General features: G+C 71.7%; 12 protein-coding genes, 1 tRNA gene and 1 pseudogene. 5 read left to right on the top strand and 9 right to left on the bottom strand.

Annotated features, from left to right (window positions below):
• Window positions 1-10: 10 nt before the first annotated feature.
• Both hpaE and hpaD read left to right on the top strand, forming a co-directional pair.
• Window positions 11-1,504: a 5-carboxymethyl-2-hydroxymuconate semialdehyde dehydrogenase gene (gene hpaE / locus AC1DZA_RS03790; protein WP_476771762.1), complete on the top strand. Its 1,494-nt coding sequence runs from the start codon at window positions 11-13 to the stop codon at window positions 1,502-1,504.
• A 50-nt stretch (window positions 1,505-1,554) separates the two neighbouring features.
• Window positions 1,555-2,676 carry a 3,4-dihydroxyphenylacetate 2,3-dioxygenase gene (gene hpaD / locus AC1DZA_RS03785; protein ID WP_476771761.1) on the top strand — a complete coding sequence of 374 codons (1,122 nt, stop codon included), beginning with the start codon at window positions 1,555-1,557 and terminating at the stop codon, window positions 2,674-2,676.
• Window positions 2,677-2,704: 28 nt separating this feature from the next.
• Here hpaD and AC1DZA_RS03780 read toward each other — a convergent pair whose 3' ends face one another.
• From AC1DZA_RS03780 to AC1DZA_RS03760, 5 genes and pseudogenes are all read right to left on the bottom strand, one after another.
• Window positions 2,705-3,481 (bottom strand): alpha/beta fold hydrolase, encoded by a 777-nt coding sequence (locus AC1DZA_RS03780; protein ID WP_476771760.1) that lies wholly within the window; start codon window positions 3,479-3,481, stop codon window positions 2,705-2,707.
• A 110-nt stretch (window positions 3,482-3,591) separates the two neighbouring features.
• A pseudogene (locus AC1DZA_RS03775) lies at window positions 3,592-4,167 on the bottom strand (isochorismatase family protein); the annotation flags it as partial.
• A complete protein-coding gene (locus AC1DZA_RS03770; protein ID WP_476771759.1) occupies window positions 4,164-5,363 on the bottom strand; it encodes a M20/M25/M40 family metallo-hydrolase in 1,200 nt (399 codons plus the stop codon). The pseudogene AC1DZA_RS03775 and the gene AC1DZA_RS03770, both read right to left, overlap by 4 nt.
• Before the next feature lie 35 nt (window positions 5,364-5,398).
• On the bottom strand, window positions 5,399-6,985 hold the full coding sequence (locus AC1DZA_RS03765) for a D-alanyl-D-alanine carboxypeptidase/D-alanyl-D-alanine-endopeptidase (RefSeq protein WP_476771758.1): 1,587 nt from the start codon (window positions 6,983-6,985) through the stop codon (window positions 5,399-5,401).
• 84 nt (window positions 6,986-7,069) lie between these two features.
• Window positions 7,070-8,053, bottom strand: coding sequence for a Gfo/Idh/MocA family protein (locus AC1DZA_RS03760; RefSeq protein ID WP_476771757.1), 984 nt, complete (start codon window positions 8,051-8,053; stop codon window positions 7,070-7,072).
• On the opposite strand from AC1DZA_RS03760, the gene AC1DZA_RS03755 reads away from it, so the two are divergent.
• Window positions 8,003-8,536 (top strand): hypothetical protein, encoded by a 534-nt coding sequence (locus AC1DZA_RS03755; RefSeq protein WP_476763623.1) that lies wholly within the window; start codon window positions 8,003-8,005, stop codon window positions 8,534-8,536. The genes AC1DZA_RS03760 and AC1DZA_RS03755 overlap by 51 nt on opposite strands.
• A 24-nt stretch (window positions 8,537-8,560) precedes the next feature.
• Here AC1DZA_RS03755 and AC1DZA_RS03750 read toward each other — a convergent pair whose 3' ends face one another.
• Together AC1DZA_RS03750 and AC1DZA_RS03745 are read right to left on the bottom strand one after the other, a co-directional pair.
• Entirely contained in the window at window positions 8,561-8,815 is a 255-nt protein-coding gene (locus tag AC1DZA_RS03750) for a hypothetical protein (RefSeq protein WP_476771756.1), read from the bottom strand.
• A complete protein-coding gene (locus AC1DZA_RS03745; RefSeq protein WP_476763626.1) occupies window positions 8,812-9,138 on the bottom strand; it encodes a DUF7882 family protein in 327 nt (108 codons plus the stop codon). Before AC1DZA_RS03745 ends, AC1DZA_RS03750 begins: the two co-directional genes overlap by 4 nt.
• Window positions 9,139-9,323: 185 nt before the next feature.
• Here AC1DZA_RS03745 and AC1DZA_RS03740 point away from each other — a divergent pair, with 185 nt between their 5' ends.
• Both AC1DZA_RS03740 and AC1DZA_RS03735 read left to right on the top strand, forming a co-directional pair.
• Entirely contained in the window at window positions 9,324-10,127 is an 804-nt protein-coding gene (locus AC1DZA_RS03740; RefSeq protein WP_476763625.1) for an SGNH/GDSL hydrolase family protein, read from the top strand.
• On the top strand, window positions 10,124-10,996 hold the full coding sequence (locus AC1DZA_RS03735) for an SGNH/GDSL hydrolase family protein (protein WP_476771755.1): 873 nt from the start codon (window positions 10,124-10,126) through the stop codon (window positions 10,994-10,996). Before AC1DZA_RS03740 ends, AC1DZA_RS03735 begins: the two co-directional genes overlap by 4 nt.
• Window positions 10,997-11,067: 71 nt before the next feature.
• Here the strand turns inward: AC1DZA_RS03735 and AC1DZA_RS03730 are convergent.
• A tRNA-Thr gene (locus tag AC1DZA_RS03730) sits at window positions 11,068-11,140 on the bottom strand.
• Between the two features lie 79 nt (window positions 11,141-11,219).
• Window positions 11,220-12,746 (bottom strand): alpha/beta hydrolase, encoded by a 1,527-nt coding sequence (locus tag AC1DZA_RS03725; protein ID WP_476771754.1) that lies wholly within the window; start codon window positions 12,744-12,746, stop codon window positions 11,220-11,222.
• Between the last annotated feature and the right edge of the window lie 21 nt (window positions 12,747-12,767).

Below are 12,767 nucleotides of genomic sequence, written 5' to 3'. Positions count from 1 at the left end.
AGCGACCACGATGACGCACCACATTCCCGACGGGCTCCCCGACCGCATCCGGCACTACATCGACGGCGAGTTCGTCGACTCGGTGGGCGGCGAGACGTTCGACGTGCTCGACCCGGTCACGAACGAGACCTACGTACAGGCCGCCGCCGGGCAGTCGGCCGACGTCGACAGTGCGGTCGCCGCCGCGCGCCGCGCCTTCACCGACGGGCCGTGGCCCCGGATGCTCCCCCGCGCCCGGGCGCGCGTCCTGCACCGCATCGCCGACCTCGTGGAGGCGCAGGACGCCCGGCTCGCCGAGCTCGAGACCTTCGACACCGGCCTGCCGATCACGCAGGCGCTCGGGCAGGCGCAGCGGGCGGCCGAGAACTTCCGGTTCTTCGCCGACCTGATCGTGGCGCAGCGCGACGACACCTACAAGGTGCCCGGCCGGCAGGTGAACTACGTGAACCGCAAGCCCATCGGCGTCGCGGGCCTGATCACGCCCTGGAACACGCCGTTCATGCTCGAGTCGTGGAAGCTCGCCCCCGCCCTCGCGACGGGCAACACGGTCGTGCTCAAGCCGGCGGAGTTCACGCCGCTCTCCGCCTCGCTGTGGGCCGAGATCTTCCGCGAGGCGGGGGTGCCCACGGGCGTCTTCAACCTCGTGAACGGGCTCGGCGAGGAGGCGGGCGACGCGCTCGTGAAGCATCCCGATGTGCCGCTGATCTCCTTCACCGGCGAGAGCCGCACCGGGCAGCTGATCTTCGCCAACGCCGCACCGTTCCTGAAGGGCCTCTCGATGGAGCTCGGCGGCAAGAGCCCCGCCGTGGTGTTCGCCGACGCCGACCTCGAGCAGGCCCTCGACGCGACCGTGTTCGGCGTGTTCTCGCTCAACGGCGAGCGCTGCACCGCGGGATCGCGCATCCTCGTCGAGCGGCCGATCTACGACGACTTCGTCGCCCGCTACGCCGAGCGCGCCCGCAACATCGTCGTCGGCGACCCGCACGACCCGGCCACCGAAGTCGGGTCGCTCGTGCACCCCGAGCACTACGACAAGGTCATGTCGTACGTCGAGATCGGCAAGGGCGAGGGTCGCCTCGTCGCGGGCGGCGGGCGCCCCGACTGCCTCGACACCGGCAACTACGTGGCCCCCACGGTGTTCGCGGATGTCGCAGCCGACGCCCGCATCTTCCAAGAGGAGATCTTCGGCCCGGTCGTAGCGATCACCCCATTCGACACCGACGACGAGGCGCTCGCCCTCGCGAACGGCGTGAAGTACGGCCTCGCCGCCTACATCTGGACGAACGACCTCAAGCGCGCCCACACCTTCTCACAGGCCGTCGAGGCGGGCATGGTGTGGCTCAACTCGAACAACGTCCGCGACCTTCGCACGCCGTTCGGCGGCGTGAAGGCCTCGGGCCTCGGGCACGAGGGCGGCTACCGCTCCATCGACTTCTACACCGACCAGCAGGCCGTGCACATCACGCTGAACGAGGCGCACTCGCCCCGCTTCGGCGCGCGCTGACCGTTCCCGACCGACCAGACCACTCGCACTCTCCCAGCAAGGACGCTGACATGCAGATCCCAGAGCCCACCGTCACCGACGCCGACCCCATCCCGGCACCCGCGCACGCCATCCCCACGCCCACCGCCACGCCACCCGACATCGTGCGCTGCGCCTACATGGAACTCGTCGTCACCGATCTCGCCGCCTCCCGCGCGTTCTACGTCGACGTGCTCGGGCTCGTCGTGACCGAGGAGGACGACGAGGCGGTCTACCTGCGCTCGCTCGAGGAGTTCATCCACCACAACCTCGTGCTCCGCAAGGGCGACGCCGCCGCCGTCGCCGCCTTCAGCTACCGCGTGCGCACCCCCGAGGACCTCGATCTCGCCGTCGCGTTCTACGAGGAGCTCGGCTGCCGCGTCGAGCGCCGACCCGAGGGATTCACCCGCGGCATCGGGGATTCGGTGCGCGTCGAGGACCCGCTGGGCTTCCCCTACGAGTTCTTCCACGACGTGCAGCACGTCGAGCGGCTCGCCTGGCGCTACGACCTGTACACGCCGGGTGCGATCGTGCGGCTCGACCACTTCAACCAGGTCACGCCCGACGTGCCGCGTGCGGTGAAGTACATGGAGGACCTCGGCTTCCGCGTGACCGAGGACATCCAGGACGAGGCCGGCACCACGTACGCGGCGTGGATGCGACGCAAGCCCACCGTTCACGACACCGCCATGACCGGCGGTGACGGCCCGCGCATGCACCACGTCGCGTTCGCGACCCACGAGAAGCACAACATCATCGCGATCTGCGACAAGCTCGGCGCCCTGCGGATGTCGGACGTCATCGAGCGCGGACCCGGACGGCACGGCGTCTCGAACGCGTTCTACCTGTACCTGCGCGACCCCGACGGCCACCGCATCGAGATCTACACGCAGGACTACTACACCGGCGATCCCGACAACCCGGTCGTCACCTGGGACGTGCACGACAACCAGCGCCGCGACTGGTGGGGCAACCCGGTCGTGCCCTCGTGGTACACCGAGGCGTCGACCGTGCTCGACCTCGACGGCAACCCGCAGCCGCTCACCTCGCGCACCGACGACTCCGAGATGGAGGTCACCATCGGCGCGGACGGATTCTCGTACACGCGCAAGGGCGACGACGAGCGCGGCTTCAAGCTCGGCAACACCCTGTAGGCCGGATGCCGCGGCCGGGCCGCACTCGTCAGGCCAGGAACTCGATCGCCGCCGACTTGAAGGCCCGTGAGGTGAGCGTCGACACGTGGTCTCGCCCGGGGACCGACACGTAGTCGGCGCCCCACTCCAGGGCGAGCTCCCGCGCGCCGACGGGGACGGGGTCCTGCTCGCCGGCGACGAAGAGCGCCGGGATGTCGCCCGGGATGAGCAGCGGCGCACCCGAGACCCCCTCGATGCAGGCGAGCAGCGCCTCGCGGTCGGCGCCCGCCGCGATCGCGGGCCGCAGCACCTGCTCGATCACCGGGTTGCGTGCCGGTTCGTCGCGGAGCAGCAGCGCCCGCACCTCTTCGAGGTCCCACGTGGCGAAGAGCTCGGTCGGGCCGGCGCCGCCGATGACGACGCGGCGCACCCGCTCGGGAGCGAGCTCGGTGAGCGCGGAGACGACGCGATTGCCCATGGAGTAGCCGACGACGTCCACGTCGCCGGCCCCGACCGAGTCGAGCACGGCGAGCAGGTCCCCGCCGAGCCGCTCGGGCGCGTAGGCGTCGGCCTCGATCGGCTTGTCGCTGTCGCCGTGACCCCGCAGGTCGACCGTGATCACGCCGCGATGCGCGTCGAGGAGTGCGCGCACCCAGCCGGTGCCCTCCCACGTGACGGCGGCGTTCGAGGCGAACCCGTGCACCAGGAGCACGGGCGGCAGCTGCTCGTCGGCCTCGGCGACGCCGTGGACCCGGTAGGCGATGAGCACCCCGTCGGCGCTCTCGGCGTGCAGCGTGGGGAGGTCGCCGGCGACCGGCTGCCTCACGCCTGCGCCCCGGGCTCTGCGTCGGCGTCGGCGGCGTCGCCGCGATCCGCAGCTTCGCCGGTCGCAGCCTCACCCGCAGCGTCCGCCCGGGCCTCGGCATCCAGCACCGTGGACTCCGCGATGGCCGCACCGGCATGGCCGAGCTCGGCGAGCGCCGCCTGCGACGTCTCGGGTGCGACGCCGGCGACGAGGTCCGTGAAGACGCGCACGTGGCGGCCGTGCTCGACGGCGTCGAGGCCGCTGGCCCGCACGCAGTAGTCGGTCGCGATGCCGACGACGTCGACGTCGGTGACGCCGTACTCATCGAGCACCTCCCCGATGGCACGACCGCCCTCGTCGACGGCCTCGAAGATGGAGTAGGCGGGCACGCCCTGGCCCTTCAGCAGGTGCACGTCGATCGCATCGACGTCGAGCGCGGGGTGGTAGGCGGCCCCGACCGTGCCGGCGACGCAGTGCACGGGCCAGGTGGTGACGTAGTCGGGTGCGCCGTCGGTGGCGAAGTGCCCGCCGTTGTCGTTGTCGGCGTCGTGCCAGTCGCGCGAGGCGACGACGACGCCGTAGCGGTCCTTGTGCTGCGCGAGCAGCTCGGAGATGCCCGCCGCCACCGCGGCGCCGCCCTCGACGCCGAGCGCACCGCCCTCGGTGAAGTCGTTCTGCACATCGATGATGAACAACGCCCTCGTCACGACGGCTCCTTTCGCTGGTGTCTTCCATTCTCGCCGCACACGGCGGCGATCACGCCATCGATCACGTCGACGAGGGTGCGCAACGACGCCGTCGACACCCATTCCTCGTCGGCGTGCGCCCCGCCACCGAGCGGACCGACGAGCACGACGGGGATTCCCGCCTCGGCGATGAGGCCGGCGTCGGTCCACCACGGATCGCCGCGGCGCACCGCCGGCGTGCCGGTGGCCCGTTCGACCGCGTCGACGACGGCCCCGACGATCTCGGCGTGGGCGTCCGCCTCCATCGCCGGCCGGGCGACGAGCGGCACGATGCGCGCGGGCAGGGAGGACGCGAGCACCCGCTCCAGCTCGGCGCCCGGATCCGGCTCACCCGGCAGCGTGCGCCGCTCGACCACCAGCACGCAGCGGTCGGCGACGGTCGCGGCATCCGTTCCGCCCTCGATGGTGGCGACCCTGACGCTGCCGGCTCCGAGCAGCGGATGCCGCGGCCGGGCGTCGAGCTCGTCGGCGAACGCCCTGACGGCGAGGAGGCCGTCGGTGGCCCGGGCGATGGCGTCCACGCCGAGCTCGGGTTGCGAGCCGTGCGCCGCGAGTCCCTCGTACTCGACGCGGAACCAGGCGAAGCCGCGGTGCGCGACCGTCACCTCGAGATCGGTCGGCTCGAGCACGACCGCGGCATTTGGAAGGGACCCGTCGGCGAGGGCTGCGAGGAGGTCCTCCATGCCGGCCGAGCCGAACTCCTCGTCCGCTGCGAACGCGAGCACGAGGTCGCCCGGAAGGTCGGCGGGCGCGGATGCCGCCGCGACCATCGCCGCGGCGAGGCCCCCGGCCATGTCGTACGCGCCGCGGCCGACGATGCGGTCCGCGGGCCCCGACGGGTCGGCCGCGGCATCCGGTGACGAATCGCCCGCGGCATCCGCCCACGCACCGCTGATCGCCCCGCTGCCGCCGACCGTGTCGAGGTGCCCGGCGAGGAGCAGGCTGCCGCCGGCACCCGACCCGCGACGGCGCGCGAGCACGCTCGGTCGTGCGTGGTCCTGGCCGACGAGGCGCACCTCGAAGCCCCGAGCACCCAGCCAGTCGGCGATGACGCTCGCGAGCTCGGCCTCGCCGGCACCGCCGGGAACGAGCGAGGGGTTCGTGGCGTCGACGGCCACGAGCCGGCGGGCGAGCGCCACGACGTCCTCGTGAGGCATCCGCTCTGCCCCCATGTCAGCCGATGCCCGCCCGCTCACCGATTCGAGAGGTTGTCGCCGCAGAGGAAGAAGCCGGTCGTGAGGGTGTCGATGGCCTGCTTCGTGTCATCCGACACGTCGCCGAGCGCGTAGACCGCGAACGTGAGCGTCGAGCCGTCCTGTGCGCGCACGACGCCCGACAGCGTGTAGCCGCTGTTGATCCAGCCCGTCTTCGCCGACACCGCGCCGTCGGCGACGGAATTGTCGCCCGAGAACCGGTCGCTGTACGAGAGCGAACCCCGTTCGCCCGACACGGGGAGCCCGTCCATGATGACGCCCAGGTTGCCCTCGCGCGCGTTGATCTTCACGAAGAGGCGCGTGAGGTACGACGGTGGCACGGCGTTGTTGTCGCTGAGCCCAGACCCGTCGACGACGGTGATGCCGCTCGTGTCGATCCCGTAGGGGGCCAGCCCCTGCAGCACGCCGGCGTTGATGGCACCGAACGTGTTGCCCGTGCCGGCCTTGATCGCGACGAGGCGCGCCAGCATCTCGGCGATGGTGTTGTCCGAGACGATCAGCGCCTTGTCGATGAGCTGCGCGACCGTCGGCGACGAGACCGCGCCGAGCTGCGCCGCCCCCGCGGGCGCAGTGCCGCGCTCGATCACCGAGATGCCGCCGAGCTCCGACGCGAACGCATCGCCCGCGCGGCCGATCGGGTCGGGACTGCGCCACGACGTGTTCGCGCCCGGGTCGTCGCGGTCGCCGTCGACCTGGAGCGCCGTCACGTTCGACATGTAGCCGTCCTCGCGCTCCACCACCTCCCAGCTGGGCTCCCACTCGTCGCCGGCGAAGAGGCTCGCGTCGAGCACCAGCTTCGTGAGCGGCGGGTTGGACGGGTCGGCGTCCCAGGCCGCGCGCACCTGGGCGGCGAGGTCGTCGAGGTGCGCGGCGCCGGGGTACACCGTCTCGGTGCCGCTCGGCGTGCGCGAGAGGGTGACGTCGCCACCGCCGACGAGCACGACCGAGCCCGGCTCAGATCCCTTGACCACGGTCGTCGTCGCCCGGTAGTCGGGTCCGAGGACCGACAGCGCGGCCGCCGAGGTCAGCACCTTCATGACACTGGCAGTGCGCGAGGGCGTGGTGCCGCCGCGGTCGTAGAGCACCTCACCGGTGGCGGCGTTCACGACCTGCGCCTGGAGGTTGGCCAGTCGTCCGTCGGCCGCGCGGTCGGCCACCGAGCACGTGCGGATGCGGCTCGCGGGGATCGCCGCCGCCGGCGCCGGGCGAGCGGGGTCGGCCGTCGGCGTGGGGGTGGCCGGCGCCGTCGCGGCGATGGTGTCGGGCCTGGGATCACCGGCGTTGAGGGTCGCGCCCGCGACCACGGCGCCCGTTCCCAGGAGCGCGACGGCCAGCGCGCCGCCCGTGATCGAGAGGGCCACGCGGTGCTTCCGTGCGAACGCGGCGACGGATGCCCCGAGCGAGGCCCCGGCGGCCGGCGCGGGTGGCGCGGCCGGTGGCTCCGCAGCGCCGGGCGCGTCCTCCGCGGGGCCGCTGGTCGGCGCGTCGCGAGGCACCCCGGGGTCCTTCGACCCGGGGTCGCCGGACGTCGTGGGCTCGCCCGCGGCATCCGTCTCGTCGGTCATCCGGGGAATTGTACGCGGCGGGCCGGAACGGAACCTGACCGTCGCCCGAGCGGAAGCCGAGTGCGCTGCGGCCCCGCCGGCCCGTCATTCGCCCGGGTAGCGCAGCCCGATCTGCTCGCGGATGGCGTCGAGCGTGCCCATGATGGCGACGGTCTCGTCGATCGTGAGGAGGTCGCCGCGGAGGTTGCCCTCGGCGACCAGTCGCTCGACGGCCTCGGCCTGGAAGTGCATGCCCCGGCCGGTGACCTCGGAGCGAAACTCCTCGATGACGGTGCCGTCGGCGGCGACCACGCGGAAGGAGGTCGGCGTGTACCAGACGCGGTCGATCTCGATCCGGGCGAGGGTGCCGAGCACGGCCGCGGTGTTCGGCCCCAGGGTGTCGCTCGCCGACAGGATCGACGCGACGCGGCCGCCGTCGTACCCGAGGAGGTTGGCGATCTGCGCGTCGGCGCCCGTGTCCTTGAACGTCGCCGTCGACTGGATGGTGCGCGGCGCGCCGAACAGGTCCCACGAGAACGACACCGGGTAGATGCCGAGGTCGAGGAGCGCCCCGCCACCGAGCTCGAGCGCGTTGATGCGGTGCGTCGGGTCGTCGGAGAGCTTCTGCGTGTGGTCCGCGATGAGCGTGCGCACCTCGCCGAGCGTGCCGTCGGCGATGATCTGCCGGATGCGCGCCATGTGCGGCAGGTACCTCGTCCACATGGCCTCGAGGACGAGCAGCCCGCGCTCGCTCGCCAGGTCGGCGAGCTCCTGCGCCTCGCGGGCGTTCACCGTGAACGGCTTCTCCACGAGCACGTGCTTGCCGGCCTCCAGGACCATGCGCGCCGTGGTGACGTGGAGGGGATGCGGCGTCGACACGTAGACCACGTCGACCTCGGGGTCGGCGACGAGGGCCTCGTAGCTCGGATGCGCGGTCGGGATGTCGAACTCCGCGGCGAAGGCGTCGGCGGACTCCTGGGAGCGCGAGCCCACGGCCTGCACCGTGAATCCGTTGAGCTTCAGGTCGTGGGTGAAGGCATGGGCGATGCCACCCGTCGCGAGGATGCCCCAGCGCAGTCGTTCCGTCATGGCGCAAGCCTAGCGGCGGCCTCGACGGCCGGGCGGCGCGTCCGTGACGGGGTGGGATGCCCGCACCCCCGCACCCGCGAGCCGTCGAGTCAAGGGATTGATCGGGTCGGAAGCGTGCACTACCTGTGGAGTATGGAGCGGATCTACTATGCGGGCGACCATTTCCTCACCGGCACGGAGATCGCACAGGCCCTCGTCGCCTATGCGGCCGCGTTGGCGACGCGCAGCGCGGCGGGCACCATCGACATCCCGGTCAGACACGAGGACGACGGCAGCCTCAGTCGGGTGCGCTTCCTGGTCGGTCCGGCCAGCCAGCTCGTGACCGAACGGGTCGATCCGGAGGGCTACGAGGAGATCGAGGACGCCGAGATCGTCGCGCGGCTGCAGGCACTCACCGCCGAGCTCGCGCCGATGCATCCGGTGCCCAATCATGCGGCCGATCGCGAGTCGTCCGTCGACTACGACTGGACCGATGAGGTCTGAGGGCCGGCTGGAGTCCGAGCCGGCCTAGGACGTGCTCACCGTGCCCTCGCCGTCGGCCTGGGGGACGGGCGGCTCGTCGGGAACCGGCATGAGGGCGACCGGAATGCCCGGCCCGATCAGCAGCTCAGCGGGCTGAGGCCGCCCCTCGCCGTGGTTGACCGTGATCCAGACGGCGCGCCCGTCGCGGTTCGCCTGCTCGATCGCGGCCTTCATGGCCTCGAAGTCCTCTTCGCCGATGGAGAAGTCGCGACCCGCGTAGATGATCTGGATGCGCTTCACGGCTCCCGCTCTCCGCTGGGGACGACGTCGTCGGGTTCGGGGATCAGGTGCAGGCCGCTCGGCGAGTTCGCGGCACTCATGAGCACCTCGATCCAGGCTCGATTGATCGACGGCTGGCGCCCGCCCGCGTACTTGAACGACAACGGGATGGCCGGGTGGATCCACAGTGCGCTCCGCCCGTCGCCGACCGCCGGATCGTCTCGCCAGCTGAAGGTGAACGACTCGCCGCGCCGGAGCTTCGCAGCGATCACGAGTTGGAGATGGGCGAGCACGCGGTCGTCGAAGTCGACGGTCAACGTGGAATCGTAGGTGAGCTTGCCCACCGTGCCTCCCTCCTCGGCGCCGCCGCTCGATCGGGTCATCGACGTGCTCGTTTCCCCGCAAGGATAGTGCGAGGGGTGTTTCGCCGCCCCCCCTTGACGAGGACGCTCCCGTCCCGCATGGGGCGCCAAGGCTGCGCCCCGAACTGGGACAGGCGGCCGGCGCCGGACCGCACTACCATCCGTGCATGACAACGCTGTCGAGAACCCGGCGTCTCACGACGCTCGCCAGCGCATCGATCCTCGTCGCCTCGGCGACCCTCTTCGGTGCTCTCCCCGCGATGGCCGCCCCCGGTGGCCAACCCGGACCTCCGTCGGCCGACAAGGCCGCATACGCCGCACTCGGCGACTCCTACGCGGCGGGCGTGGGCGGCGGCGACTACCTGGACGCGTGCCTCACCAGCCCGAACGGCTACGCGGCCGACCTCGCCTCCGACCCCGGCCTCACCGTGCACGCATCGCTGCGCGGATGCGTCGGCGCCACGGTCGACGACGTCGTGGCGACGCAGCTCGGCGGCCTGGACCTCCGCACGCGGCTGGTCACCCTGACCGTGGGCGCCAACGACCTCGGGCTCGACACCGTCACGACGGCATGCCTGCTCGGCACCGTCGAGCAGTGCGCCGCCGCCGTCGCCGCCGCCCAGGCGAACCTCCCGATGCTGGCGTCCGACCTCGCCGGCGCACTCGCCGCGATCCGGACGGCCGCTCCGAAGGCCACCGTGCTCGTGACCGGCTATCCGCTGCTGCTCGATCCGGCCGTCCCGCAGGCGGGCGTGGTGAACGCGGGCGTCGTGGCGCTCAATGCCGTGATCCAGGGCGTCGTCGCCGCCGCCGGTCCGGGGTTCGTCTATGTCGACGTGACCGACGACTTCGCCGGCCACGGCCTCGGATCCGCGAGCCCGTGGATCGTCGCACCGCCGAACGCCGACGCGTTCCATCCGAACCCGGCCGGGTACGACGCCTACGCGGCGGCCATCCGCGCCGCCCGATGATCGGCGCACTCTCGCCGGCCGCGGGCCGGCGCCGCGTCGTGCTCGCGGCTGCGGTGCTCGCCGCGGCCGCGATCGTCGGCGCGTCGGCACTGGCCGGCCCGCCCGCGCCGGCTCACGCAGCCGTCGTCGCCGGCAAGCCCGACAAGCCGGGCAAGCCAGGCGGCGGGGGTGGCACGACCGAGTTGGACTATGCCGCCGCCGGCGACTCGTTCGCCGCGGGCGTCGGCGCGCGGAACTACCTCGACACGTCGTGCTACCGCAGCTCGAGCAGCTACCCGAAGGTGCTCGACGCCGACGCGAACCTCAGACTGGTGGCGTTCCCGGCCTGCTCCGGGGCGTCGACCGCGACGGTCATCGCCGCGCAGGTACCCGCCATTCCGGCCACGGCCACACGGGTGTCGCTGACGGTGGGCGGCAACGACGTCGGATTCGCCGACGTCATGCAGTCCTGCTTCGTCCTCGTGTCGAGCACCTGCGAGTCGCGCATCGTCTCAGGCGAGACGCTCGTGGCGAACGGGACGCTCGGGGCGAATGTCGCGGCCGCCATCCAGGCGCTCCGTGTGCGCGCGCCCGGGGCGAAGGTGGTCGTCACGGGCTACCCGCTGCTCTTCAACGTGCCGAACACGAAGTACCAGTGGGCGGCGCGCGTCAACCAGAGCACGACGGCGCTCAACGACGCCGTCGAGGCCGCCGCGGTGGCCAACGGCGCGGTCTTCGTCGACGTCGAGGCGGCGTTCGCAGGGCATGGCGTCGGCAGCGCCACGCCGTGGATCAACGACTGGTCGTGGCTCCGCACCACCGACGGCTTCCATCCGACGGCGACCGGCTACACCGCGTACGCGGGCGAGGTCCGCAAGGTGATCGGATAGCGCCACACGCAGGACGACCTCGGTCGAGAGCACGAACGGCCCCGGATGATCCGGGGCCGTTCGCGGTGCTGAGCCGCCTGTGGGAATCGAACCCACGACCTTCTCATTACGAGTGAGACGCTCTGCCGACTGAGCTAAGGCGGCGTGGCATCCGGTCTCGCCTGGGCGATCCGGCTGGCACGAGAATCTATGTTAGCGGGTTTCGCCGCCCTCGTTGACCACCTCAGCACCGAGGGTCGGACTCGGGCACGGTGCCATCGATGAGATACCGTTCCACGGCGTCGTTCACGCACGCATTCGACTTGTTGTAGGCCGTGTGGCCCTCACCGTCGTAGGTGACCAGGACGCCGCTCTCGAGCTGGTCGGCGAGTGCCACCGCCCATTCGTAGGGGGTCGCCGGGTCTCCGGTGGTGCCCACGACGAGGATCGGGGCGGCGCCCGACGCCGTGATCGGCTCCCGCACGCGGTCGCTCTGGTACGGCCAGTTCACGCAGCCCAGGTCGCCGTAGCCGAAGTACGGCCCGATGATCGGTGCTGCAGCGGCGATGGCCGCGGCATCCGCCCGCATCACCGCCACGTCGGACTGGTACGTGTAGTCCAGGCAGTTGATCGCACGGAACGCCTCGGTGGAGTTGTCGAGGTAGGTGCCGTCGTCGCCGCGCCCGTTATACGCGTCGGCGAAGGAGAGCGCGACGTCGGCCTCGCCGAACATGACCGACTCGAACATCTGGTCGAGGTAGGGCCACGACTCCTCGCTGTAGAGCGGATAGATGATGGCGGTCAGCAGGGTGTCCGCGCCGACCATGCGGCCGTCCGAGCCGCGCAGCGGGCTGGCATCGACTGACGCGAGCAGGCGACCGACCTCGGCCATGGCGTCGTCGGCCGAACCCTGGAAGGGGCACTCCGTGCCGGTGAGGCAGTTCTCGAGGTAGGCGTGCAGCGCGTGCTCGAAGCCGACGGCCTGCACCTCGTTGACCTCGGCGTTGCTTGCGGCGGGGTCGAGGGCGCCGTCGAGCACGAGTCGCCCGACCTTCTCGGGGTAGAGGTCGGCGTACGTCGCCCCGAGGAACGTGCCGTACGAGTACCCGAGGTAGTTGAGCTTCTCGTCGCCGAGCACCGCGCGGAGCAGGTCGAGGTCGTGCGCGGCGCTGACCGTGTCGACGTGCGCCAGCAGGTCGCCGGTCTGCTCGCTGCACGCCTTCCCGAAATCGGCGGCTGCGGTCCCCACGAGGTCGATCCACTCGTCGCTGCCGCGCTCGGCGGGCACGATCCCATAGAGGTAGTCGTCCATCGCGGCGGCGTCGTAGCATGCGACATCCGAGCTCCGACCGACTCCTCGTGGGTCGAACCCGACCACGTCGAAGTGATCCTGCAGGGGCTGCCCCACCGCGTAGTCGAGCGAGTCCGCGACGAAGTCGTATCCGGACCCGCCGGGACCGCCCGGATTGACCAGCAGCGAGCCGAGCCGCTCTCCGGTGGCCACGTGCCGGATCAGGGCGAGCTCCACCTCGCCGTCGGCGGGGTTCTCCCAGTCGAGCGGGGCCTTCGCCGTGGCGCAGCCCAGACCGTCGCCGCAGGGCCCCCACTCGAGCACCTGCGTGTAGAACGGCTGCAGTGCCTCGGACACGTCTTCTCCGGTCGGCGTCGAGACCGGCGGCGCAGGGCGGAGGAAGTCGGTGGAGCACCCGGTCAGCGCGACGACCGCCGCGAGCAGCACTCCGACGACGCCGACACGACGAGCGCGTCGCATCCGTGCACCTGATCGGGCCAT

It is taken from the genome of Agromyces sp. P2_B3, from assembly GCF_056404815.1.
This window is presented reverse-complemented; position numbering and strand designations above follow the sequence as displayed.